Annotated in this window: 19 protein-coding genes; 12 read left to right on the forward strand and 7 right to left on the reverse strand. The window is 74.7% G+C overall.

The genetic code is table 11. The annotated features are described in order from the left end of the window. Positions 1-84 precede the first annotated feature (84 nt). Together ABZ898_RS25705 and ABZ898_RS25710 are read left to right on the forward strand one after the other, a co-directional pair. Positions 85-1638: a cytosine permease gene (locus tag ABZ898_RS25705; RefSeq protein WP_361663381.1), complete on the forward strand. Its 1554-nt coding sequence runs from the start codon at positions 85-87 to the stop codon at positions 1636-1638. Between the two features lie 98 nt (positions 1639-1736). After that, positions 1737-2561, forward strand: a complete 825-nt coding sequence (locus tag ABZ898_RS25710; RefSeq protein ID WP_361663384.1) for an NAD(P)H-binding protein — start codon at positions 1737-1739, stop codon at positions 2559-2561. Between the two features lie 5 nt (positions 2562-2566). Here ABZ898_RS25710 and ABZ898_RS25715 read toward each other — a convergent pair whose 3' ends face one another. Together ABZ898_RS25715 and ABZ898_RS25720 are read right to left on the reverse strand one after the other, a co-directional pair. Then, complete coding sequence (locus tag ABZ898_RS25715) at positions 2567-3475, reverse strand: hypothetical protein (RefSeq protein WP_361663387.1); 909 nt, start codon at positions 3473-3475, stop codon at positions 2567-2569. Further along, positions 3472-3873, reverse strand: coding sequence for a hypothetical protein (locus ABZ898_RS25720; protein WP_361663390.1), 402 nt, complete (start codon positions 3871-3873; stop codon positions 3472-3474). Before ABZ898_RS25720 ends, ABZ898_RS25715 begins: the two co-directional genes overlap by 4 nt. A 132-nt stretch (positions 3874-4005) precedes the next feature. Here ABZ898_RS25720 and ABZ898_RS25725 point away from each other — a divergent pair, with 132 nt between their 5' ends. From ABZ898_RS25725 to ABZ898_RS25740, 4 genes are all read left to right on the forward strand, one after another. Further along, a complete protein-coding gene (locus tag ABZ898_RS25725; protein ID WP_361663393.1) occupies positions 4006-7326 on the forward strand; it encodes a CHAT domain-containing protein in 3321 nt (1106 codons plus the stop codon). A gap of 34 nt (positions 7327-7360) precedes the next feature. Continuing rightward, a complete protein-coding gene (locus ABZ898_RS25730; protein ID WP_361663395.1) occupies positions 7361-8509 on the forward strand; it encodes a tetratricopeptide repeat protein in 1149 nt (382 codons plus the stop codon). An 82-nt stretch (positions 8510-8591) separates the two neighbouring features. After that, the gene (locus ABZ898_RS25735; protein WP_361663398.1) at positions 8592-9761 is read left to right on the forward strand and encodes a lactate 2-monooxygenase; all 1170 of its coding nucleotides are present in this window, start codon (positions 8592-8594) and stop codon (positions 9759-9761) included. A gap of 133 nt (positions 9762-9894) precedes the next feature. Beyond that, positions 9895-11076 carry a hypothetical protein gene (locus ABZ898_RS25740; protein WP_361663401.1) on the forward strand — a complete coding sequence of 394 codons (1182 nt, stop codon included), beginning with the start codon at positions 9895-9897 and terminating at the stop codon, positions 11074-11076. Here ABZ898_RS25740 and ABZ898_RS25745 read toward each other — a convergent pair whose 3' ends face one another. The 3 genes from ABZ898_RS25745 to ABZ898_RS25755 form a co-directional block, all read right to left on the reverse strand. Beyond that, the gene (locus tag ABZ898_RS25745) at positions 11077-12672 is read right to left on the reverse strand and encodes an RICIN domain-containing protein (RefSeq protein WP_361663404.1); all 1596 of its coding nucleotides are present in this window, start codon (positions 12670-12672) and stop codon (positions 11077-11079) included. It lies immediately after the preceding gene. 399 nt (positions 12673-13071) lie between these two features. Continuing rightward, positions 13072-13449, reverse strand: coding sequence for a toxin Doc (locus tag ABZ898_RS25750; protein WP_361663407.1), 378 nt, complete (start codon positions 13447-13449; stop codon positions 13072-13074). A 6-nt stretch (positions 13450-13455) separates the two neighbouring features. Next, positions 13456-13698, reverse strand: coding sequence for a hypothetical protein (locus tag ABZ898_RS25755; RefSeq protein WP_361663410.1), 243 nt, complete (start codon positions 13696-13698; stop codon positions 13456-13458). Positions 13699-13859: 161 nt separating this feature from the next. On the opposite strand from ABZ898_RS25755, the gene ABZ898_RS25760 reads away from it, so the two are divergent. Then, on the forward strand, positions 13860-15476 hold the full coding sequence (locus tag ABZ898_RS25760; RefSeq protein WP_361663413.1) for a multicopper oxidase family protein: 1617 nt from the start codon (positions 13860-13862) through the stop codon (positions 15474-15476). 59 nt (positions 15477-15535) lie between these two features. Here ABZ898_RS25760 and ABZ898_RS25765 read toward each other — a convergent pair whose 3' ends face one another. Further along, positions 15536-16084, reverse strand: a complete 549-nt coding sequence (locus tag ABZ898_RS25765) for an RNA polymerase sigma factor (RefSeq protein ID WP_361663416.1) — start codon at positions 16082-16084, stop codon at positions 15536-15538. A 46-nt stretch (positions 16085-16130) separates the two neighbouring features. Between ABZ898_RS25765 and ABZ898_RS25770 the strand changes: the two genes are divergently transcribed. The 4 genes from ABZ898_RS25770 to ABZ898_RS25785 all read left to right on the forward strand — a co-directional run bounded on the left by ABZ898_RS25770 (position 16131) and on the right by ABZ898_RS25785 (position 20293). Then, complete coding sequence (locus ABZ898_RS25770; protein WP_361663419.1) at positions 16131-17510, forward strand: serine/threonine-protein kinase; 1380 nt, start codon at positions 16131-16133, stop codon at positions 17508-17510. A gap of 188 nt (positions 17511-17698) precedes the next feature. Continuing rightward, on the forward strand, positions 17699-18403 hold the full coding sequence (locus tag ABZ898_RS25775; RefSeq protein ID WP_361663422.1) for a DUF4232 domain-containing protein: 705 nt from the start codon (positions 17699-17701) through the stop codon (positions 18401-18403). Positions 18404-18493: 90 nt separating this feature from the next. Further along, positions 18494-19747 (forward strand): arsenic transporter, encoded by a 1254-nt coding sequence (locus tag ABZ898_RS25780; protein ID WP_361663448.1) that lies wholly within the window; start codon positions 18494-18496, stop codon positions 19745-19747. A gap of 30 nt (positions 19748-19777) precedes the next feature. Next, on the forward strand, positions 19778-20293 hold the full coding sequence (locus ABZ898_RS25785; RefSeq protein WP_361663425.1) for a universal stress protein: 516 nt from the start codon (positions 19778-19780) through the stop codon (positions 20291-20293). A 36-nt stretch (positions 20294-20329) separates the two neighbouring features. Here ABZ898_RS25785 and ABZ898_RS25790 read toward each other — a convergent pair whose 3' ends face one another. After that, positions 20330-22186, reverse strand: coding sequence for a ricin-type beta-trefoil lectin domain protein (locus ABZ898_RS25790; RefSeq protein ID WP_361663429.1), 1857 nt, complete (start codon positions 22184-22186; stop codon positions 20330-20332). 528 nt (positions 22187-22714) lie between these two features. Here ABZ898_RS25790 and ABZ898_RS25795 point away from each other — a divergent pair. Then, on the forward strand, positions 22715-24727 hold the full coding sequence (locus ABZ898_RS25795; protein ID WP_361663431.1) for a glycosyltransferase family 2 protein: 2013 nt from the start codon (positions 22715-22717) through the stop codon (positions 24725-24727). Positions 24728-24828: the final 101 nt, after the last annotated feature.

Raw genomic sequence — 24828 nt, forward strand, 5'->3', positions numbered from 1 at the left:
CCGCGCCGGGTGGACGAAACATCCCCTGGCCCCGGGTGCCGATCCGGCCGTAGCGTCGGCGGACCCCCTTCCCTGGAGCCCCTGTTGACCTCACAGCCCACCGATGCCCCGGCGCCTTCGCTCACCGAGGTCGAGCCCTACGGTGTCGAGCGCATCCCCGACGCGGAGCGCACCGCGACCCCGTTCGACCTCTTCCGGGTGGCGTTCGGCGGCGCCAACACCTTCTCCACCTGCGTGCTGGGCGCGTTCCCCGTCCTGTTCGGGCTCTCCTTCCTCCAGGGCCTGGCGGCGACCGTGCTCGGCGTGCTGGCGGGTGCCCTGATCCTGTGCCCGATGGCCGTGTTCGGACCGGCGAACGGCACCAACAACGCGGTGTCCTCCTCGGCGCACCTGGGGGTGCACGGCCGGGTGGTCGGCTCCTTCCTCTCCCTGCTGACGGCGGTGGCGTTCTTCTCCATCTCGGTGTGGAGCTCGGGCGACGCCCTGGTCGGCGGCGCGCACCGGCTGTTCGGCCTGGACCGCGGCACGCCGTCGTACGTGGTGGCCTACGCGCTGTTCGCCGGACTGGTCCTCGCGGTGTGCGTGTACGGGTTCCGGTTCATGCTGTTCGTCAACAAGATCGCCGTGATGTCGGCGACGGCGCTCTTCCTGCTCGGCGCGGTCGCGTTCGCCGGTGACTTCGACCCGTCGTACGCGGGTGTCTTCACCGGCTCGGCGGACGCGGCGACGCGGGCGATGTTCTGGCCGTCGTTCATCGGCTCGGCGCTGATCGTGCTGTCCAACCCGGTGTCGTTCGGGGCGTTCCTCGGCGACTGGTCGCGGTACATCCCGGCCGACGCGCCGCGCCGCAGGGTGGTCGGTGCCGCGTTCCTCTCCCAGGTGGCCACGCTGCTGCCGTTCGTGTTCGGTCTGGCGACGGCGAGCATCATCGCGACGAAGGCCCCGAAGTACGTCGATCCGGCCGCGCCCGACTACGTGGGCGGGCTGCTGGCGATCTCGCCGGACTGGTTCTTCCTGCCGGTGTGCCTGCTGGCCCTGATCGGCGGCCTGTCCACGGGCACGACCGCGCTGTACGGCACCGGCCTCGACTTCTCCTCGGTGTTCCCCCGGCTGTCCCGGGTGCGCGCGACGCTTCTGGTGGGCGTGGTGTCGATCGCGTTCATCTTCGCCGGGCGGTTCGCCCTGGACCTGGTGCGCTCGATCTCCACCTTCGCCACCGTCATCATCACCTGCACCACCCCGTGGATGGTCGTGATGATCATCGGCTTCTTCACCCGCCGCGGCTGGTACGACCCGGACGCCCTCCAGGTCTTCAACCGCCGCCAGCGCGGCGGCCGTTACTGGTTCACCCACGGCTGGAACTGGCGCGGGATGACGGCCTGGTGGGTGGCGGCGGTGCTGGGCGTGCTGTTCACCGACATCCCCGGCCAGTTCGTGGGCCCGCTGGGCGGACTCGCGAACGGGGTCGACATCAGCCTGCCGCTGTCGCTGGCCGTCGCGGCCGTGCTCCACCTGTCCCTGCTCCGGCTGTTCCCGGAGCCCCGGGCGGCCTACGGGCCCAAGGGCGCGCGGTGGGTGCGGACCAAGGAGGTGCCGGTGCCCCCGATCACGGAGGCGCCCGCCCTGACCTCCGTGTGACCTGCGCCACAAGGGCGCCGCTTTCCTCTAGGTACCTACTGCCTCCGCGACAGTAGCTTCGCCGTGCACGACACAGTCGGACTCGGGACGGAGACAACATGATCGTGGTGACCGGAGCGACGGGGAACGTCGGACAGCCGCTGGTGCGGGCGCTCCTGGCGGCGGGCCGGCAGGTGACGGCGGTGTCCCGCCGGGGCTCCGCCGGGCTCCCGGAGGGGGTGCGCGAGCACCGGGCCGACCTGGCGGACCCCAAGAGCCTCGCGCCCGCGCTCGACGGGGCTCAGGCGCTGTTCCTGCTGACCTCGGGCGAGTTCGCGGCCACCGAGGACGCGCTGGCCGGCCTGCTGGAGGCCGTCGGGGCCGGCGGCGTCGAGCGGATCGTCCTGCTGTCCTCGCAGGGGGTCGGCACGGGCGACCACCCGTCCGGCCCGGAGGACGCCGTGCGGGCCTCGGGGCTGGGCTGGACCATGCTGCGGCCGGGCGGCTTCCACACCAACACGCTGCGGTGGGCGGACCGGGTGCGCGCCGAGCGGACGGTGACGGCACCGTTCGGGGACGTCGCGCTGCCGTACGTCGACCCGTCCGACATCGCGGAGGTGGCCGCCGTGGCGCTGCGGGACGACACCCACACCGGGCAGGTCTACGAGCTGACCGGACCGGCGCCCGTGTCGCCGCGCGAGCAGACCGCCGCGATCGGGGAGGCGCTGGGTGAGCCGGTGCGGTTCGTGGAGCAGTCGCGGGAGGAGGCGAAGGCGCTGATGACGCGGTTCATGCCCGAGCCCGCGGCACAGAGCACGCTGGACATCCTCGGGACGCCGTCGGCGGGCCTGCGGCGGGTAAGCCCGGACGTCGCCAGGGTCCTGGGCCGGGCGCCCCGCTCCTACGCCGAGTGGGCGGCGCGCAACGCGGCCGCCTTCCGCTGAGCAGGTCAGCCGGGCTTGCCCAGCAGCCGGGTCACCTCCTCCCCCGTCTCCGGGGTGAGGCGGCCCTCGCACTCCACACCGAGCGCCCGGGCGAGGTCCCGCCCGTGGAGGTCGACCAGGGCCTCGGTCAGCTCGGCGAAGGACGCCGCCGCCCCACGGCCCCGTACCACTCCGGTCACGGCCGTGGCCACGCCGGCCAGTGCGGCGGGCCACCACCACACGGCGAGCAGGAGATAGGCGAGCCCCCAGGCCGTCAGCCGGGCCGCGGCACTCAACGCGGCGCGTGCGGTGCCCAGTTCGGCGCGGGTGCTGTCGGGGGCGAGGAGCCACAGGTGCGGCCAGGCGACGGTCAGGTCCAGGCGGTACGCCCGCCACACGCGCCGGTCCGGCGCGGCGACCCGGTCACCGGTCCAGCAGGGGTGGCGCGGTGCGTCGAGGCCGGCCTCGCGGCGGCGGGCGTACCGCGCCTCCGCCTCGTCCGCGAGGGCGTCCGCGTCGGCCGCACCGGCCAGCCTGGCCCGGCCGGCCGCGACCAGGGCCGTGCGGTACGCATCGTCGGCCGCCCGCCACCTGCGCGAACGGCGTTCCGTCAGCCACCGGGTGACCGGGCCGCGCGGACCCGTCAGCCAGACCCGCTCGACCAGCGCCCCCAACGCCTGCACACCGGCACCCGTCAGCGCGGCCCCGGCCAGCACGGCGACCGCGCAGACCACGAGCACGCCCGCGCTGTGCGCGCCCGGCGCGGCGGCCAGGGCGTCGAGCCGCTCCCGCAGCAGCCCGGTGTCGCGCCAGTGCCGCCGGCCGAGGGTGAGTGCGGTGGCCAGCGCGACGAGGTACACCAGGCCGGGCACGGCCAGCAGGGCGAGCCAGCGTTCGGCCAGCTTGCCGCCGAGCGCGTTGAGGAACGCGGTCACGGGCGCAGCCTGATCTCCCGCAGCGGCCGTCCGAAGATCCGGCACTGTGCCGGGCCGCCGGACGCGGGGGCCTCGACGCGTGCGCAGCCGCCGCCCGGACACGCCAGGACATGCAGCAGGGGGTGCCCGGAGCCGGGGAAGCGCTGGTAGACGGGCGGGGTGTCGGTACGGTACGAGCCGAGTCCGGCGGTGAACCCGGCGGCCAGCAGCAGGTCCTCCAACTCGTCGAAGGAGTCCTCCAGTTCCTCCGGCGGGCGGCCACCGCGCACCTGAGCGGTGACGGCGCCGACCAACCGGTCCCACTCCGGGCCCAGTTCCGGTGCCGGCCCGGCCAGCCGGTGGCACAGCGCCGCCAGCCGCTCGTGCCCCGGACCGTCCCCCTCGTCGAGCCCGCTCATCGTCGTACCTCCCTGGACCAGGCGACCGGCGACTCAGCATAACGAGGGCGCCGGGCGGACCACTTGGGTAAAATCGGGCTCCGGGAACTTCCCGCGGTCGGGAGCCCACGGCGGGACATACGGGAGCCGGTCATGTCGGACGCGAACGGAGCCGCGCGGCGGGCGCTGCACGAAGTCGCCGCCCTGATCGACGCGTTCCAACGGACCGGTGACCGCCGCCCGCTGGACGACGCGGTCGGGATCTGCCGGGAGGCCCTGAGCGCGGCGCCGCCCGGGAGCCGCGCCCGCACCGTGTGCCGGGAGGGACTGCGCACCACCCTGGTGCTGCGCTGGAACGCGTCGCGCGACCGGCGCGACCTGGACGAGTCGATCAGCGAGGGACGGGCTCTCACCGCGGGCCCCGTCCCGCACGAGCAGGACTTCCGCCTCCTGGGCCGCATGCTGGCCGACCGCCATGACCTGACCCACGACCCCGCCGACCTGGAGGGGGGCATCGCGGCCCTGCGGCGTGCCGCCGGGCTGCCCGTGAGCGGCGCCGACCAGCGGCCGTTCGTCCTCGACACCCTCGGCGGTCTGCTGGCCGAACGCGGCGAGGCCACCGGGGACACCGCCGACCTCGCCGAGGCGGAGGCGCTGCGGCGGGCCGCCCTGGCCCTGCTCCCGGCCGGCTCCCCGGAGCTGTCGACCGTACGGAACAACCTGGCGGGCACCCTCCGGCACGGTGCCGAGCTCCACCGCGACCCCGGCCGGGCCCGCGAGGCCGTCGACCTGCTGGACGCGGCCCTCGCGGGCACCCCCTCCGGCTCGCCCCGGCGACCGCTGGCCCTGCTCCACCTGGCCACGGCCTGGCAGACGAGAGCCGGACTGACGCGCGCGGCAACGGACATCGAGGCCATGGTCGCCACCCACCGCACCGCCCTCGCCGCGACCCCGCACGGCCATCCCTTGCGTCCGCGCGCCCTCACCGGGCTGGGGGTGGCGCTCCGGCTGGCGGCCGAGCACACCGAGGACACCGAGCCGCTGCGCGAGTCCGTGGCGCTGCTGGGCGAGGCCGTACGGGAGACGCCGGAGGGCGGCCCGGCCCGGCCACAGCGGCTGAACAGCCTCGGCAACGCGCTGCACCGGCTCGGCGCGCGCACCGGGAACGCCGGGCTGCTGGACGAGTCCGTACGCGTCCTGCGCGCCGCCGTGGCGGAGCCCTCGCCGCAGGAGGAGGGCCACTTCGGCCGGGTGGCGAACCTCGCCGTGGCGCTGCGGGAGCGCTACCACCAGACGGGCGATCTTCAGACGCTGCGCGAGGCCGCCCGCCTGGCCCGGTCGGCGCTGGGCGCGGCACGGGGGCCGGAGGAGTCCGACTCCCAGCTGGCCAACCTCGGAGTCGTCCTGCAGACCTGGTACGACCGGACGGGCGACACCGACGCCGCCGCCGAGGCCGTGGACACGGCACGCGGGGTCCTGGCCCGGACCCGGCCGGACGGCGTGGAGCGGGCCTCGCGGCTGAACCACCTCGGCAACGCCCTGTTCAAGCGGTACCGGTCCGGCGGCGCGCCGCCCGACCTGGCGGAGTCGGTCGCCATGCTGTCCGAGGCGGTGGAGCGGACCGCGCACGGCACCCCGGAGCACGCCGACTATCTGCACAACCTGGGCCTGGCCCAGCTCACCGGCGCCCGCGAGGAGGAGGACCCGGTGCTGCTGAACCAGGCGGTGACCACGCTCGGCCGGTCCGTGTGGGCGTCGGCCCCGGGCACGGCGCACAGCGCCAACCGGCTCCAGTCGTACGCGTCCGCGCTGCGCACCCTGTACGACGACACCGGGGACCCGGCCGTGCTGCTGGCGGCGGAGGACGCCTACCGGCAGGTGGCCCGGATCACCGTGCTGCCCGCCGCGCAGCGGGTGCGGGCCGCGTACTCCTGGGGCATCGCCGCGGCGGACGCGGACCGCTGGGAGCAGGCCCTGGAGGGCTTCGAACTCGCCCTCACGCTACTGCCGTTCAGCATCAGCAGGCGGCTCACCCGGGGCGACCAGGAGCACGGCCTGACCGGTGTGCAGGGGCTGGCGGCCGACGCGGCGGCGTGTGCCGTGCGGCTGGGCCGCCCGGATCACGCGGTGCTGCTGCTGGAGCGGGGACGCGGGGTGCTGATGGGGCAGACCCTCGCCGCGCGCGCCGAACTTCAGCGGCTGCGTGCCGTCCACCCGGAGGCCGCCGGGCGTTTCACGGAGCTGCGCGACCTCATCGACGCGCTGGACACCGGGGCGGCGGAGGAGAACACCGACGAACGGCACGCGCTCGCGGCCCGGTGGGAGCGGCTGGTCGCCGAGATCCGGGCGCTGCCGGGCTTCGGCGGCTTCCTCGGCGGCCCGGCCCCCGCCGAGATCCGCGCGTGCGCCGGGCAGGGTCCCGTGGTCGTGGTGTACGCGAGCCCGTACCGGAGCGACGCGCTGGTCCTGCTGCCGGACCGGGTCCTGCCGGTCCCGCTGCCCGGCGCCCCCCTCGCGGCGGTGGAGGCGCAGGTGAGGCGGCTGGATGCGGCGCTCGCCGCGGCGGCGGTGCCGGACGGGGAGCGGGCCGCCCAGGAGGCCGTCGCCGGGGTGCTCGCCTGGACCTGGGACCACGTCACCGGTCCGGTCCTCGGTGCGCTGGGGCTGTCCGCGCCGCCGCCGGACGGCGCCTGGCCGAGGCTGTGGTGGTCGCCGGGCGGGCCGCTCGCCGCGCTGCCGCTGCACGCGGCCGGCCACCACGGCGACCCCTCCCGTACGGTCCTGGACCTCGTGGTCTCGTCGTACACCCCGACGGTCCGAGCCCTGGCCTACGCCCGGGCCCGCGCCGCGGGCCCGCCGCCCGCCGGGCGTGTCCTCGCGGTGGTCGTCCCCGACGCCCCCGGCACCCGCAAGCTCGGCGGGGTGCGCCGGGAGGTGCGGGAGCTGAGCGCGCTGCTGCCGACCGAGGTGCTCGCGGGCCCGCGGGCCACATTCGCCGGGGTGATGGCGGCGCTGCCCGCGCATCCGTACGCGCACTTCGCCTGCCACGGCGTGAGCGATCCCGACGATCCGTCACGGGCCCGGCTGCTGGTGCACGACCACCGGGACCGTCCGCTGACGGTACGTCACATCTCGCGGCTGGACCTCCCGGACGCCCGGCTCGCCGTGCTGTCGGCCTGCGAGACCGCGCGGGGTTCTCAGCTGCTGGCCGACGAGTCCATCCACATCACCTCGGCCTTCCAGATCGCCGGGTACCCGCACGCGATCGGCACCCTGTGGCCGGTGCACGACGCGGTGGCGGTCCGCGTGACCCGGAGCCTGTACGGCCGCCTGCGCGACGAACACGGCACCGGCGGAGTGGAGTTGGATGCCGGGCAGGCCGCCCTCGCGCTGCACCACGCCGTCCGGGAGTGCCGGGCGGGCTTCCCCGGCAGCCCCAGCCTGTGGGCCGCCCATGTGCACTCCGGGGCATGAGACCCCGGAGCCGTCGGAGAGAGGAGGGCGGGACATGCCCTTCAAAAGGCGCAGGAAGCGCGAGGAGGAGCCGGAGCACGGCACCCCGGCCGAGCCGGAACTGCCCCCGGCCGCCGACCTGGTCGTCACCCTGCTCGGGGAGGACGGCCGCGAGGAGGAGATCACCCGCGTCGGCCTGCCCCCGCACGAGTTCTACGGCATGCGCGCCAACGCCGCCCACCAGCGGCTGGGCCCCGAACACCCGGACACCTTACTGGCGTTCCGCGACTACGCCCGGGTGCTGACGCACATGGAGGGCCGCCGGGAGGAGGCCCGCGAGCGGCTGATGGAGCTGGTGCGCATCCAGGCCCTCACCATCGGGTACCTCCACGAGGACACCCTGACCACCGCCGCCGACCTGGCCGGTCTGATGCATGTCACGGGCGAGCTGGGCAAGGCCGAGGAGGTGTGGCGCAGCGTGTGGACGAGCCGCGCCGAACTCCTGGGCCAGGACCACCCGGACACGCTGACCGGCGCGTCGGCGCTCGCCTCGGTGCTGGAGGACCTGCGCCGGGAGGCGGAGGCGGCGGCGCTGCGCCGGGACGTGCTGGAACGCCGCAAGCGGCTGCTGGACCCGGACGACCCGGCGGTGCTCTCCGACACCGGCAGCCATGCGGCGGCGCTGGTGAAGTCCGGTCACTGGGCCGAGGCGGAACGCGAACTGCGGTCGCTGGTGGCGCGGTTGGAGCGGCGCGATCTCCAGGACGACGAGATCGGCCTGGCCGCGAGAGCCAACCTGGGGGCCGCGCTGTGCCAGCTGGACCGGCTGGACGAGGCGGAGGCGGTGATGCGTTCCGTGCTCGGCGCCCAGCAGCGGGCCAAGGGCCGGGACCACGCCGACACCCTGTCCACCCGCAACAACCTCGCCGCCATGCTGCACGCCCGCGCGCGCTACGCGGAAGCGGCGCGGGTCCTGCGCGAGGTGCTGGACCTGGTCTCCCGCCGCAAGGGCGACGGCCATCCCGACACCCTCCACGCCCGTGACAACCTGGCCAACGTCCTCATCGACAAGGGTGACCGCGCGGAGGCCACGGCGCTCCTGACCCGGTGCCGCGCGGACTACGCCCGGGTCTTCGGGCGCGACCACCCGCTGACCCGCACGGCGGAGGAGCGGCTGGCCTGGCTCCGGGACAACCCCGCCTGACCAGGGGGCGGACTCCGGCCGGGCCCGCCCCTGGGGCACACTGAGCTGAGCATGACACCGTGGACGGAGAGGGAGCGGCGGCGTGGGCGTTCGGTGGGCTGATTTCCAGTACGAGATCTATCTGAACGGGCTGAACGGAACGGTGCCCCGGCTGCCCACCGATCTGACCCGGCTGGAGGAGCTGGCGGAGCACCGGCTCGGGCCGGGGCCGGTCGGCTATGTCGCGGGGAGCGCCGGTGACGGGAGCACCGAGCGGGCCAACCGGGCCGCGCTGGAACGGCTCCGGATCGTGCCGCGCATGCTGCGGGACGTGCGGGAGCGGGACCTCTCGGTGCGGGTGCTGGGCCGTACGCTGCCCGCACCGCTGGCCCTCGCCCCCGTCGGGGTGCTGTCGATCATGCACCCGGACGCGGAGTGCGCGGCCGCGCGGGCGGCCGCGGCGCAGGGTGTGCCGTACGTCCTGTCGTCGGCGTCGAGCACGCCGATGGAGACGGTCGCCGAGGCGATGGGGGACGCCGAGCGGTGGTTCCAGCTGTACTGGGGCAGCGACCGCGAGGTGACCCGGAGCTTCCTGGGCCGGGCGAAGGCGGCCGGGTTCTCGGTGCTGGTCGTCACGCTGGACACCCCGCTGCTGTCCTGGCGCCCGCGCGACCTGGACCGCGCCTACCTGCCGTTCCTGCACGGGGTGGGCACCGCCAACTACTTCACCGACCCCGCCTTCCGGGCCGGTCTCGCCAAGCCGGTGGAGGAGGACCCGAACGCGGCCGTCCTGCACTTCCTCGGCCTGTTCGGGGACGCCGGGCACACCTGGCCGGACCTGGCGTTCCTGCGCGAGCACTGGGACGGCCCCATCGTCCTCAAGGGCATCCTGCACCCGGACGACGCCGTCGCGGCGGCCGACGCCGGGATGGACGGGGTGGTGGTCTCCAACCACGGCGGACGCCAGGTCGCGGGGTCGGTCGCCGCCGCGGCCGCGCTGCCGGATGTCGTGCACGCCGTCGGCGACCGGCTCGACGTGCTGTTCGACAGCGGCATCCGCACCGGCGACGACATCGCCAAGGTCCTCGCCCTGGGCGCCCGCGCGGTCCTGCTCGGCCGCCCCTACGTGTACGGCCTCGGCCTGGACGGCCAGGCGGGCGTCGAGCACGTCGTCCGCAGCGTCCTGGCCGAACTCGACCTCACCCTGGCCCTCTCGGGCCACGCCTCCCCCACCACCCTGGACCCGGCCACCCTGACGGTGGAACCCGGCTAGGCACCCTCCGGTCGGACCAAGATCCGGTACAACCTCCACCGGGCCGGATGAGTCCTGTTGGGTACGGCCGAGGGCTCTGTGGGCTCGCCGGTGCCCCGGGCGCTGTCCGTGTCCGGTGAGAGGGGAGAGAGACATGATGAGGCGGCTGCGGCTCGGTGTGCCGCGCGCGGCGACGACCGCCCTGCTGGGTACGGGACTGCTCCTGGGCGCGTCGGTGACGCACCATCCGGGGGCGGCGGATGTGGGGATGCGGCCCGTGGCGGACGACCTCCCGTATCGGATCGAGGACGCCAAGAAGGTGTCGATCGACCGTCTGGAGCGGGACGGCGGTGAACACCCGCGCGTGGGATCGACGTTCCATGTGCGCGCCGGATTCGCGTACCAAGGCGAGAAGACACTCCGGCAGGCGCGGATCGCCGTCACGCTGTCCGAACAGCTCTCCTTCCGGCAGGAGTACGGCAACTGCGAGTACGGCACGCTGGCGCGAGACCCCGAGATACGGACCAAGCACGTGGCGGTGTGCCTCGTCGACACGGAGATCGAACCGGGAGAGTCCGTCGACCTGCCGCCGCTCGCCGTGCAGGTGGACGAATTCGCGCTCTCGGAAAACGTGTTCGTGGAGGGCTGGACCCCCATGGCCTGGTCGGCCGACCGATGGCGGGACCGTCACCGGGGACAGGGCGGCGAGCTGAGCCTCCTGAAGCGGACGGACAGCGCGCCCCCGGCCGCCGCCAGGCCCGGCCGGGGCTGGAGCGACGGGGTCGACGTACCCGTGGAGAACACCTGGGACCTTCAGGTCACAGGAGCCACGCTCAAGGGCGGGAAGGGCGACACGGTCACGGCCGGCCTCGCCATGGACTTCCACGGCGCCGACGTAGGGGCCCAGAGCAGCGTCGAGAACGACGACCCGTTCGCCAGGGTCGAGGTGCGGCTCCCCGGCGGCGTATCGGTCGTGAGGGCTCCCGAGGACTGCCGGAACACCCGCGGGAAGCCGAGGCTCTATGTGTGCGACTACGGCCTGAAGACCGACGGCTTCGACGAACCCGTGCTCAGGGACGGGTTCCACAAGCCCTTTCCCTTCGAGCTGCGGATCGACGACCCGTCCAGGCTCACCGGCGGCAACGTCCGTATAGCCGCGTCGGCGTCCGTACTGCGCGCGGACTCCGACCACGGGAACAGCACCGCGCCCATCACCTTCGAGCGGAACGACCGCTGGACCCGCATGGCGTGGGCCGCCGCCGCGGGCGCCGGAGCCCTCGCGCTGGCCGGGCTCCTGGCCGCCCTCCTCGTCCGTGCCCGGCGCCGCGCGCGCTGATCAGGCGCCCTGCTCCGGTGCCTCCGCCTGCCGGGCCGTGGCGTCGGGGGTCTCCGCTATGGACAGGGAGCCGGGGGTCGCCGACGGGGTGTCGGTCAGCCAGTGCTGGGCGGGCGAGCGGTCGCGGAGGGCGACCACGATGTCGGCGCCGGGACGCGCGTCCGCCGCGGCCAGGGCTAGGGTCTCGTCCCACAGCGGCAGCAACTCGCCCCGCACGGTGAGGTCGTAGCGCACGTCCTTGCCGCGCTCGGTGCCCGCGTCGTCGCAGGTGCCGAGGATCACGACGGCGGCGTCGGCGTGGGAGTCCAGGCAGAGCTGGGGGTCGGCCTGGCTGTGCAGGAGGCCGTCCGCGTCGTACGTCCACTGCTGGGTGACGGTGTCGGAGCACAGGGCCAGCGTCACCAGCGCGCCGCGCTCGGGTTCGCCCTTGATGCCGAGGCAGAGCGCGGCCCCGGCGTTGCGCAGCCTGACGGGCCGTCCGGCCAGGGGCGGGGTCGCGGAGGCCGTCGCCGAGGGCTGTGCCGTACGCGGGTCCGCGGCGGGCGCGGCGCCGGCGGAGGCGATGGGGGTGCGGTCGGCGTCGTCCTCGGGCCACACGGCGACGGCCAGGCCGGTGACCAGCAGTCCGGCCGAGAGGAAGCCCGCGCCCGTGCGGAACGACCACCCGGTGCCGCGCCCCCGCCTGGCACCCCGGGCCGGTGCCGCCCGCTTCCCGCCGCGCCGGCGGCTGCCCGGACGTGGGGCGTCCTGCTGGACCGTGGCCTGTCCCCGTCCGGGGCGGGAGTCGAGGTAGCGGCGGGCGCCCCAGCCGAGCACCGCCTCCGCGAGCAGCAGACCCGCGCCGCCGTCGATCTGGCCGAGCTGTTCGGCGGCGTGGCGGCAGTAGGAACAGGCGTCCAGGTGCCGGCGGACGTCGGGCAGCACGGCGCCGCCCCGCTGCACGGGGGCGTCGAGCAGCCGGTTGTAGTGGCGGCACTCCCCACTGGGAGCCAGCTCGCGGTGTGCGCGGAGCACACCCGCGCGGAGCTTGTCCCGGCTCTGTTCGAGCGCGGCGGCCGCACCGACCGGGTCCACACCGAGCAGGGTCGCCGGCACGGACACGGGCTCGGCCTCGACCTCGGTGTGCCACAGCAGGGTCTGTTCGAGCCGGGGCAGGCCGTGGAAGGCGCGCTCGGCGAGGGTGCGGTTCTCCGGGGTGAGGGAGTTCGCGGCACGCATGCCGCGCCCTCCGGCGGGCTTGCCGAGGCCGGGCAGGACGGCGGTGACCCGGTCGGTGGCCGCCCAGTCCAGGACGGTGTCGCGTACGGCCACCAGCAGCCGGGGCCGCAGCGCCTCCGTGCCTTCGCCGAGGGTCAGCCGGTCCAGCGCCTGGTGGAAGACGGCGGCCGTGACCATGTGCGCGAGCGGTCCGGAGCCGGCCAGGCAGATGACGGCGTAGTCGGCGGCGGGCTGCCAGTGCCGTGCCATCAGCAGGGCGGCGGACCGGGACGCCTCCGTGTCCGAGCCGGCGCGCAGCGCGGCGGCCGTGGACTCGTCGGACTCCCCCGCCGCCATGCCGGGCAGGTAGGGGGGAAGGGGAGGCTGAGGAGTGGTCACTGAGCGGTTTCCTTTGGCGCGTGCGGAGCGTAGGGGCGAACCTCCGGGGTGCGCACGGGGAGCGGGGGCCCAGGGGGCCCGCTTCCGGCGTCGCTCCGGCCTGGTCGCCCAACTGCCGAATCTGTCCCGGACTTCACCCCCCGCGCGGGAGTGTCAACCCTCGCACAACTTCTCCACACGCAACAAGGAGCACGTCCCACATCGACGGGTTTGCAGGGAAGTCGAAAGTCGGGCGGGTTTCGCGCGCCCCGTGTGAATCCCGCGCACACGCCGGCCGCCCGCCCACGCTTCTCCCGGCGCGCGGGGCGGGTGTGGACTGGCCTCCGGCCCGCCCGGAGCGGCGGGCCGGGTCCGCTCCGGCCGACAGCCGTACGGCTTCCCCCGTCGGCCGGGGCGGCGTCAGATCCGCCAGGAGCGGAGCCGGGCGGCCGCGTCGTAGACGTCGGCGCGGCCGTCGGCCAGATCCCGGACGAGCCCGGCCAGGGCGCCGTACGGGGGGTCGATCCCGGCGCCGCTGATGTGCAGGTAGGCGACGGCGGTGGCGCAGGCGAAGCGGGCGTTGGCGGCGGGCAGCGGGCGGAGCACGGCGAGGGTGTGCAGCAGGGCGGCGGCCCGCCAGGCGGGGTCGGAGTCGGTGCCCAGCCGGGGCGGGTCGACCCGGTGCCGGGCGACGGCGGCGACCAGCGCGGAGAAGTCGTCCACCGAGGGCTGTTCGGGCAGTACGTCCTCATGGCGCTGGAGCAGCCAGGGAACGTCGATGTGGATGACGGGGGGCATCGCCGCTCAGGCGGCCTCTGTCCTGGCCGGTGCGGCCTCGTCCTCGGGGAAGGCGGCGGCGAACTCCTCGGCGTGCGCGGTGAAGAAGGCCCGGAAGGTCTCCGCGCCCTCCTTCAGCGCCCGGTGCCGGGCGATGTCCGCCGCGGCCGCCTCCCGCACCAGGGCCTTCATCGACGTACCGCGTTCCTTGGCGATCTGCCGCAGGTCCGCTAGTTCGCGCTCGCTGAACTCCACGTTGAGAGCTGGCATGCCCTCACGGTACCGCGAGGGTACTCACCCGTAAATCGAGCCAGCTCAGCCGTCCACGGCCCCGGTACCCGGCCTCTTCGGCACCCCGCCGGGCCGACACCAGCAGACGCGCCGCCCCCAGATCCATCACATATGAGCACAAAAAGTGTCTTATTTCCTTCATGCATACACCTTCGCGGCGTACTCTCCTCCGCGCTCCGCTCGCGGCCGCTGGCGCGGGACTCCTGGCCGCCTGCTCCGACTCCGGCCCCCGGCCCCGTCCCGGACCGCACGGCACGATGATGGAGCCGGGGAACTTCGTCCCGCCGGGGCCCGCGGGATACGTGGACCCGTCGGGCCCCGAGGTCCGGGCCGCCGAGCGGCGGCGCGGGTCGGGCCGGGTGCGCATGTACGCGCTCACGGCCGGCCAGACCACGCTGGACCTGGGCGGCCGGTCCGTGCGCACCTGGGCGTACCACGACGAGCTGCCCGGACCGCTGGTGCGGGCCACGGCCGGTGACGTGCTGAGCATCACGCTCGCCAACCGGCTGCCGGAGACCACCACGCTCCACTCCCACGGCGTCCGGCTGCGCTGCGACATGGACGGCGCGCCCGGCCTCACCCAGGAGTCCATCCCCCCGGGCATGGACTTCAACTACCGCTTCACCGTCGCCGACCCCGGCACCTACCTGCTGCACAGCCACGTCGGCATGCAGCCGGACCGGGGCCTGTACGCGCCGCTCGTCGTGGACGACCCCAGGGAGCCGCTGAAGTACGACAAGGAGTGGCTGATCGTCCTGGACGACTGGGTGGACGGTGTCGACGGCTCCACCCCGGAGAAGGTGCTGCAGCAGCTCAAGCCGGGCGGCGGCATGGCCATGATGGGCCCACAGCGCCCGACCGCCCACCCTCACGAGCACCCCGGCTCGGCCATGCCGCACCCGCCGAAGAACACCGGCCCGAACCGGATGCTGCACGGGCCGAAGAGCCGCATCCTGGACGGGGTCGGCGGCAACGTGGCGTACCCGATCTACCTCGCCAACGGCCGCAGGCCGGGCGCGCCGACCTCGTTCCGGTGCCGTCCCGGTGAGCGGGTCCGGCTGCGGATCATCAACGCGGGTTCGGACACCGCATTCCGGGTGGCGCTAGGCGGCCACCGTATGACGGTCACCCACACCGACGGCTACCCGGTCAAGCACCGCACCACGGACGCGCTGCTGATCGGCATGGCGGAGCGGTACGACGTGCTGATCACGGCCAAGGACGGTGTGTTCCCGCTGGTCGCGATGGCCGAGGGGAAGGTCGGCCAGGCGCTCGCCGTGCTCCGCACCGACAACGGCAGAACCGTTCCGCCGGCGGATGTCAGGCCCGCCGAGCTGGACCGCGAGGTGCTCCCCGCGCGCCGTCTGCGGCCCGACGACTCGGTCGCCCTGGACGACCGCGAGCCGGACCGCGAGATGCGCATCCGGGTCACCGGCACCATGGAGAAGTACGACTGGGGCTTCGACCACAAGCAGTACGACGTGCGGCAGCGGTACGCGGTGCGCGCGGGCGAGCGGGTCCGGATGACCCTGATCAACGCCACCGACATGTGGCACCCGCTGCATCTGCACGGCCACACCTTCGCGGTGACCGGCCTCGACTCCGTGGGCGCCCGCAAGGACACCGCGGTGGTGCTGCCGCACCGCAAGCTGGTCATCGACTTCGACGCCGACAACCCCGGTCTGTGGATGCTGCACTGCCACAACCAGTACCACTCGGAGAGCGGCATGATGGGGGTCCTCGGCTACAAGAAGTGAGCCGGCGGCGAGACACGAGCGGGTGAACCACGCGGCCCCGGGCCCGCCATGGTGGCGGGTCAGTGGGCGCTCAGCCAGGGCCGCACCCGCTTGCGGGCCTCGTGCAGCCGGGACTTCAGGGTGCCGAGCGGGATGCCCGCGCGTTCGGCGGCCTCGGCGTAGTCCAGCTGGCACAGGTCGCGGTAGACCAGCGGCGCCACCAGGTGCGGATGCTCGCGCTCCAGCTGGTCCAGCGCCTCCAGCAGGTCGACGCGGGAGCCCGCGATGACGCTGGTGGTGCGCGGGTCGGCGGGCTCCGGCACCCCGGTCACCGCGGGCTGTTCGGCGGCCCGCCGCTTCAGCTCGCGGTACTTGCCCCGGCAGCAGTTGGCGACGACCGTGTACAGCCAGGTGCTGAAGCGGCTGCGGCCCTCGAAGCCGCCGATGTGCCGGGCCACCTGCAGCAGCACGTCCTGCGCGGCCTCCTCGGCGTCCTCCCGGCAGGGCAGGAAGCGCCCGCAGCGGCGCACCACCTCCGGCCGCAGCTCGGCCAGCAGCCGGTCCAGGGCCGCCCGGTCGCCCGCCGCCGCCAGCCGGGCCAGCTCTTCGGCCGCCGCCGCGTCCGCCACGTCAGCTCCCCCCTCGGAGTCGATCTCGGCCAGGCATGATAGTCGTATGCACCCCCCGGAGCGGATCGGCCGGTACCGCCTTCGACAGCGCCTGGGCAGCGGGGCGTTCGCCACGGTGTGGCTCGCCCAGGACGACGAACTGGACGCCCTGGTGGCGGTCAAGGTCCTCGCCGACAACTGGTCCCACCGCCTCGACGTGCGCGAACGCTTCCTGTCCGAGGCGCGGCTGCTGCGCCGGGCCGGGTCCAGCCGGGTGGTGCAGGTCTACGACATCGGCGAACTGGACGACGGCAGGCCCTACTTCGTCATGGAGTACGCCGACGGCGGCACCCTCGCCGACCTGCTGGAGGACGGCCCGCTGCCGGTGTCCGAGGCGCTGGGGCTGACGTCGCTGGCCGCGCGGGGCGCCGCCGCGCTGCACGAGGCCGGGATCGTGCACCGGGACATCAAGCCGGTCAACCTCCTTCTGCGCACCGCCCCGGACGGCGGACGCCGGCTGCTGCTGGCCGACCTGGGGCTGGCCAAGAGCCTCGCGCAGGGCTCGGCGCTGACCCTCGCGGCGGGCTCGGCGGGCTACCGGGCCCCGGAACAGGCGGAGCCGGGCGCGGGCGTGGACGAGCGCGCCGACGTCTACAGCCTGGGCGCCGTCGGCTACGAACTGCTCACCGGCACCGTGCCGGGGACGCCCGGCAGGGTGGTGCCGCCCGCCCGGCTGCGGCCGGGGCTGGACGCGGAGGTGGAGCGGGCGCTGCTGCGGGCCCTGGAGCCGGACCGGGCCAGCCGCTGGCCGGGCGCGCGGGCGTTCGCCGACGAACTGGACCGGCTGGCCGCGGGCACGGGCCGGGCGGGACGGTCCGGCGCGGCGCGGGCGCGGCGTGCGGTCCTCGCCGGGGCGGCGGTGGTCGCGCTGGCGGCCGCCGGGGGCGCTGCGGCGCTGCTGCTGCACCGGCCCGCCGGGGGCGCCGACGGGCCGGCGCGGGTGCGGGACGCCTCCGGCCGGATAGCGGTGGAGGTGCCCGCCGGGTGGAACCGGGAACTGCGCGACTCCGGTTGGGACCCGCGGGCCCTCGGGCTGCCGGGCGGGCGGGAGCCGGGGCTCGTGGTGGCCGACGACATCTCCCGCTGGCCCGACCTCGCGGCACCGGTGAACGGCGTCTTCGTCGGCCTGGGCGAGGGCGGTCTCGCCGAACGGGTGGACGCGCTCACGCATGCCGGGTGCCGTCACACGGACCGGCACGCGTTCTCGGTGTCCGGCTGGCGGGGCACGGTGCGGGTCTGGAGCGGCTGCGCGGGCGGCGGGTCGGTCACCGAGTCGGCGCTGCGCCCCTCGGACGGCGCGCACGGCCCGCAGGTGTACGTACAGGTGCGCCAGAGCGCGGGCGCGGACGCCACCGACGGCATACTCCGTTCGCTGCGGGTCACCTGATCGGGGGGAACCTTCGCCCGCCGTGGCGGTGAGGCCCCGGTGAGCGGAGACTTTTGCGGGCGCGGAAGATTTTTCCACCACGTCCCGAACTTTTCCGCCGGACGGCGCATCGGAAGCTGTGACGGCGCCTCGGGCGCCGCGGGCACGCGGCCCCGCGTGCCGTGGACCTCAAGGGAGGCTTGTGCGACATGGCGAACTCGACCCCGGCCAGGCGGCGCGGAACTCTGCTCGCGGGCACCGCCGCCGTACTGGGCCTTCTGACGGCCTGCGGCAACACCCACGTGGGCGCCGAGCCGGCGAGGACGATGTCCGGCTCGGCCGCGCCTGCGACGGAATCCCCCGGCGCGAAGAAGCCGGTCAGCTCGCCCGCCGCCGCCGACACCCCCTCCCCCGTCACCCAGAGCGGCGGCACCTCGACCCCCGGCGACGCGCCGGGCACGGCGACGAGGACGGTCGCCCCGGACACCGCGAAGAGCACCCGCTGCCACACCTCCGAGCTGCGGACGGCCGTGGGCCGCAACGATCCGGGTGCCGGGCAGGAGAACTTCCCCGTGGTGCTCACCAACAAGTCCTCCCGCACCTGCACCCTGCGCGGCTATCCGGGCGCGGCCTTCGTGAACGCCTCCGGCACCCAGCTCGGCCGCGATCCCGAGCGCACCCCCGGCTCGCCGGTGACGGTCACGCTCCGGCCCGGCCAGAGCGCGTGGGCCGGGCTGACCTTCTCCAACCCGGAGGTCAGCGGCGCGAAGTCGGCTAAGCCGGCCGCGCTGGTGGTCACGCCGCCCGACGAGCGTGACCCGCTGAAGGTGACGTGGACGGCGGGCGCGGTGCCCGTGTCCGGGAACGCGTCCTCGGTCCGGCTCACCGTCTTCGCCGCCGGTTCGGGCGCCTGAGCGGACCTCGGCGCGCCGGGCCGGGTCGGTCCGGCGCGCCGAGGTCTGTTTTCATGAGCGGGCACATCACCACAGGTCCGGAGGATCGCCCTGAACACCCCGCTCGCCGAGGCCCTGTCGGCCGTCCTGCTCGTCGCCGTGCTCGCCTGGGCGGTCGTACGGCCCTTCGGGTGGGCGGAGGCCGTGCTCGCGGTGCCCGCCGCCGGCGTCGCCATCGCCACCGGCGCCATCTCCCTGGACCACGCCCGTGACGAAGTGGCCCGGCTGGGCCCGGTGGTGGGGTTCCTGGCGGCGGTGCTGGTGCTGGCCCACTTCTGCGACGTGGAGGGGCTGTTCCGGGCGTGCGGAGCGTGGATGGCCCGCTGGTCGCGGGGGCGGCCGGTCCGGCTGCTGACGGCGGTGTTCGCGCTGGCCTCGGTGATCACCGCCGTACTGAGCCTGGACGCGACGATCGTGCTGCTGACGCCGGTGGTGTTCGCCACGGCCGCCCGCTCCGGCGTGCGCCCGAAGCCGCATGTGTACGCCTGCACCCACCTGTCGAACACGGCGTCACTGCTGCTGCCGGTCTCCAATCTGACGAACCTGCTGGCGTTCGCGGCGAGCGGGCTGTCCTTCACCCGGTTCGCGGCGCTGATGGCGCTGCCGTGGCTGGCCGCGATCGGTGTCGAGTACGTGGTGTTCCGGCGCTTCTTCGCCCGCGACCTGTCGGCGGCGGCACCGGCCACCGGGGAGAGGGGTCAGGAGCCGCCGCTGCCGCTGTTCGCGCTGGTCACCGTGGGCTGCACGCTCGCGGGGTTCGTGGTGGCCTCCCTGTTCGGCGTCGATCCGGCGTGGGCGGCGGCCGCGGGCGCGCTGGTGCTGGCCGGGCGGGCCGTGCTGCGGCGCCGTGCGACACCGCTGTCCGTGGTGCGGGCGGCAGCGCCGCCGTTCCTGGCGTTCGTGCTGGCGCTCGGCGTGGTGGTGCGGGCGGTGGTGGACAACGGCCTCTCCGACGCGCTCGGGCATCTGCTGCCGTCCGGGAGCGGGCTGCCCGCGCTGCTGGGCATCGCCGCGCTGGCCGCCGTACTGGCCAACCTGATCAACAACCTGCCCGCGGTGCTGGTCCTGCTGCCGCTGGCGGCGCCGGGCGGGGCGGGCGCGGTGCTGGCGGTGCTGCTGGGGGTGAACATCGGCCCCAACCTCACCTACGCCGGTTCGCTGGCCACCCTGCTGTGGCGGCGGATCGTGCACCAGCACGACGAGGGGGTGGGCCTCGGGGAGTTCACCCGGCTGGGGCTGATCGCCGTGCCCTCCGCGCTGGCGGTGTCGGTGGTGGCACTGTGGGGAGCACTGCGGATCTTCTGACGGGACGGCGTGAGCCGGAAAGGACATGGGATGCGTGCGGTCGTCTGGCTCGTCGAGGGCACCTGGCCCGCCTGTGTGGACGCCGTGCGCCTGCACGCCCCGCACGCCCGTGACGTGGTGCTGCTGCATGTCACCGGGGGCGAGGTACCCGATGTGGCGCACGGCGCGTTCGCGGGGCTGATGGGGCGCGGCGGGTCCTGGGGGCAGGGCCGGGGCGAGGGCTGGGAGGCCGACCCCGGGGACCGGCTGGAGGCGCTGGGCGACGGCTCGGCGGCGGAACTGCTGGACGCGGCCGCCGAGCGCCTGGGCCGTCCGTGCCTGCGCGAGGAGCGGGCGGGGCGTCCGGAGCGCGAGGTGGTCGCGGCGGCCGAGGGCGCGGACCTGCTGGTGCTGGCCCGGGACGGCGACCGCTCCCGCCTCGGCCCGCACAGTCTGGGGCCGGCGTCCCGCTTCGTGGTCGACCACGCCCCGTGCCCGGTCCTGCTGGTCTGGCCCGGGCCGACGCCCGGCCTGGGCACGATCCCCCCGCCGCCGCACCACCACTGAGCCGGGCACCGCGAACGGCCCGGCGCCGCGCGCCGTTCAGCGGTGACGGCCTCCGTAGCCGCCCCCGTGACCGCCTCCGTACCGTCCTCCGCCACCGTCACGGCCGCAGCGGTCGCGGTAGGAGGAGCAGGTGTCCTCGTCCCGCTCGCCGGACGTCGCGGTGGCGGACGGCGTGGCGGTGGGCGTGGGTGTGGTGGTGGGCGTCTTCGGGTCGGCCGGGCGTGAGGACCGCGCGGCGGACGGACCGGCCGAGGCGCCGCGGGCGGGCGGCTTCGTGGTCGCCCCCTTGTCCCAGTTGACGGTCTCCATCTGGGGGTCGTTACGGGCGGCGTCAACGACCCAGCGCTGGAGGGCGGTCTCGGCGCGGTTCTTCAGCACCAGCGCCCCGGAGCCGTCCGTCGCCGCCGGGGTGAGGGCGAGGTTCTGGTCCCAGCGGGGCACGAGCGTGCCCTGGAGGGTGAAGTCGTAGCGGACGAAGCGGCCGTCGTCGCCGGTGGCCGAGCAGGGGGAGAGCCGGACCGCGTAGCCGAGGCGGGAGTCGAGGCAGAGGTCCGGCGCGGCGTCGCTGCGCAGCCGCCCGTCCGTCTCGTAGCGCCAGCGCTGGCCGGGCGCCGAGGAGCAGGTGACGAGCCCCGTCTCGGCGCCCTCGACGGCTTTCCCGCCCACGATGCCGACGCAGCGCCCGGAGGCCACGTTGTGCAGCCGTCCGCGCACGGTGGGCCGGTTGCCGTCCGCGCCCGCCCAGGACGGCTGCGGCGCGGGCTTCGAGGGGGGGCCGGCCGTCGGGGAGGTACCGGGGGCGGGGCCGGGGCCGTCGTCGGAGCCGAGCACGGACCACAGCACGAGGGGCAGCGCGACGAGGGCGCTGACGGTGGTGACGGCCAGCGAGAGGTTGCGGCGGCGGGTGCGCCGGGCGGCGCGGCGGCCGGAGCGCGCGGTGGGCGCGGTGGGCGCGGTGGGCGCCTCGCTCCGCGCGGCGGGGGCGGCCGGGGGCGCGAAGTCCTCGCCGCCGGCGGGCACGGGCGGGGCCGGCACGGGCGGCGGGGCGGTGTCGTCGGCGCGCGAGGCACGCGCGTCGCGGTAGGCGTCGGCGCCCCAGCCGAGCACGGCCTCGGCGAGCGCGAGGCCGAGGCCGTCGTTGAAGCGGGCGAGCTGGTCGGCGGTGCGTGCGCAGTGTCCGCAGGTGTCGAGGTGGCCGCGCAGGTCCGGGTCCATGGCGAGGCCGCCGCCGCGCCGGAAGGTGACGTCCAGCATGCGCAGATAGCGCCCGCACTCGGCGTCCGGGGCCAGTTCGCGGTGGGTCTGGAGACACTCCTCGCGCAGCCGGTCCCGGGCGCGGCCGAGTTCGACCGCGGTGCTCTCCTCGTCCAGGCCGAGCAGCGCGGCGGGCACGGAGAGGGGTTCCCCCTCGACCTCGGTGTGCCAGAGCACGGCGCGGGAGGCCTCGGGGAGCTGCTGGAAGGCGCGGGCCAGCAGCCGCCTGCCGGGGGCGGGCAGCAGCCGGGCGGCGGCACGCTCGCCGCCGGCGGGGCCGGGCCGCAGCGCGGGGTGCAGGAGTTCCTGGCGGCCGTCGCCGTCCCATTCGGCGGCGATCCGCCGGACGGTGACGAGAAGCCGGGGGCGCCAGGCGGCGGACGGTCCGGCGTGGCGGAGCGACTCGCCGAAAAGGCGGGTGAAAGCGGCCGTGGTGAGCATGCCCGCCGCGCGCGGTCCGTCGGCGCACAGCCGGGCGTAGGCGAAAGCGGCGGCCCAGTGGCGGTCCAGGAGTTCCCCCACGGGATGCGGCCCGGGCGCCGTTCCCGTCCACTTCTTGAGTTCCGCGCTGAGTTCACCGTCGGATATGCCGAACGGCCTCGCGGATTCAGGGGAATTCGACGGTCCTTCGCCCTTCACGGCTCTGTTCCTCCCAGAATCCACGCGGAATCAGGTCCGTACCAGACGGCAGGACGACGGATACGGCGGTGTGCCCAACTCCGCTCAGCGAAAGCTCACTTGAGGCGAGCGGAACGCATCGGAGCGGCCGGAATCATACGGGGCCGAAAATCGCCCACGCTGCGGCGACGCACACTTTTGCACAGAGTGACGGCGCGTAACAAGGTTTCTCCCGCCGCGGAACGGTACCCCCGGAATTATTGACTCGTATTCAGTTTCCGCCCCGCACGCACCGGGTCGCACAGGCGTCCCGCGAAGGCCTGATCCGGAGGTGTGACCGGACCACCCGGTTCCACTTGGACCACGTGTGCAACCTTTTGACGAGCCGGTGTGTCCATCTACACGTACTCAGCGAATTTTTCGCACATGTCTCCTTGAAGCGGCCACACCCGGGAACCGATACCACCGGTAACCGGGTGCTGAACGACGCGCCGTCATACAGGAGGCAGTGAGTGCATTTCACCGCCGCCGAGTCGCCAGAGGACCGCAATGCATCATCCCCGCGTCAGCGTGATCGTCCCCGCCTACAACGCCATGCCCGAACTCACCGAGTGCATCACCTCGGCCATCGAGCAGACGATCGGCCTGGACGAGCTCGAGATCATCGCGGTGAACGACGGATCGACCGACGGCACCGGGGAGGAGCTCGACCGCCTGGCCGCGTCCTGCCCCTCCCTGCGCGTCATCCACCAGGAGAACTCGGGCAACGCGGCGATCCCGCGCAACGTCGCCCTGGACCTCGCCCGCGGTGACTACGTCTTCTTCCTCGACTCCGACGACTGGCTGGGCCCCGACGCGCTGCGCCGCATGGTGGCCATGGCCGACGAGAACGACACCGACATCGTGCTGGGCAGGATGGTGTCGGTCGGCGGCCGGGCGGTGCCGACCGCGGTCTTCAAGAACACCCAGCCCCGCACGGACATCTTCTCCTCGGCCGCCTATCGCACCCTCGGCTGCTGGAAGCTCTTCCGCCGCTCGCTGCTGGAACGGCTGAACCTGCGTTTCCCCCCGTTCCGCAACACCGAGGACAAGCCGTTCACGGCCGCCGCCTACCTCAACGCGGACGGCATCTCCGTCGTCGCGGACTACGACTGCTATTACCAGCGCGATCGCGCGAACGGGAACAACCTCACCCTCACCGCGCAGAACCTGAGCCACCGCATGGAGGGCACCCGGCTGTGCTTCGAGACGGTGGCCCGCTACCTGGAGCCGGGGCCGCGCCGCGACCAGATCATGCGCCGGCACGTGGAGTGGGAGCTGTGCGGGCCGCTGTGGTGGCTGCTGCTCAGGGAGAGCGAGGAGGACATCCGCGAGCGCTTCTACCCGGAGATCCGCGAGTGGGTGGAGAACTGGGTCACCGACCCGATCATCGAGAAGCTCGTCCCGCGTGACCGGCTGCTGCTGCACCTGCTGCGGGCCGACCGGTTCGACGACGTGATCACGGCCATCCGGAACGCCGACGAGGACGCCGGGCGCGGTCACGTCGTCGACGGCGGCCGGGTCTACTGGCGGCACCCGTTCTTCCGCGACGCGGCGGTGGGTGTCCCGGACAGCGCCTTCGACGTCACCGGCCGGCTGCCCGTGCGCCACCAGGTCGACTCGGCCACCTGGCGGGAGAACGGCGTCCTGCGGCTGACCGGCCACGCCTACATCGAGAACGTCGCCTCCCTGGACCCGGCCACCGAACTGGTGCTGCGCCGCTACGACGCCGACGACGAGGAGATCCGCGTCCCGGTGCGGGTGCACACGGCCGCCGGGGTGCCGGACGACGGGCTCCACGCGGACGCGGGCTTCGTCGCGGACCTCCCCGTGCTCACGGCGGCGTCCGGGACTCCGCTCGGCCGCGGCCGCTGGAACCTCTTCCTCGACGTGCGGGCCCAGGGGGTGAGCCGTACGGTCCGGCTGAAGGCCCCGGGGTCCGAGCCGGCCCCCGCGCAGACGATCGTGACCACGCGCTCGGGCAAGCCGACGGCCGTCACCCCGTACGTGACGAACTGGGGGAACCTGTCCCTCGACGTGGGCCAGGAGACGCCGCGTGGCGACACCCCCGGCCGGGTGACCGCGACGTCCTGGCACCGGTCGCGCAAGGGCACGCTGGTGGTGACCGGCACGCTGGCCGGCGAGGGCGCCGAGGAGGTGCGGAGCCTGACCCTGCGCGCCGAGAACGCGGCGGGCGACCGCCGCGAGGCCCCGGCCGCCCTCATCCGCTCCGGCGGCGCGTTCACGGCGGAACTGCCCGTCAAGGGCCTGCGTCCGGGCCGCTGGACGGTCACGCTGGCCCTGCCCGGCGCCTCCCCCGTCGCCGCCGTCCCGTACCTCACCGGCCTCGGCCGCAGCCGCTGGTTCCACATCGCCCGCCCCTTCTCCGCCGGTCCGGTGAAGAAGGCGTCGGAGACGACGCTGGTGCTGGAGGTCCGCGCGGTGGACGTGCCGGGAGCGGTACGGCAGAAGCTGCGGACGGTGACGCGCAGGACCCGGAGGGCGGCCAAGGCGCGCCCCTAGGGCCTGTCTTCCGGATCTTGCCGGGGTCGCGGGGTCTGGCACGCGCGTCTGCGGCGTTGTCGTCGGTTGCCGACGCTCCGCGTCGACGCCCTCCTCCGCCT

Origin of the sequence: Streptomyces sp. NPDC046860 (assembly GCF_040645115.1) — a bacterium.
Taxonomy (GTDB): domain Bacteria; phylum Actinomycetota; class Actinomycetes; order Streptomycetales; family Streptomycetaceae; genus Streptomyces.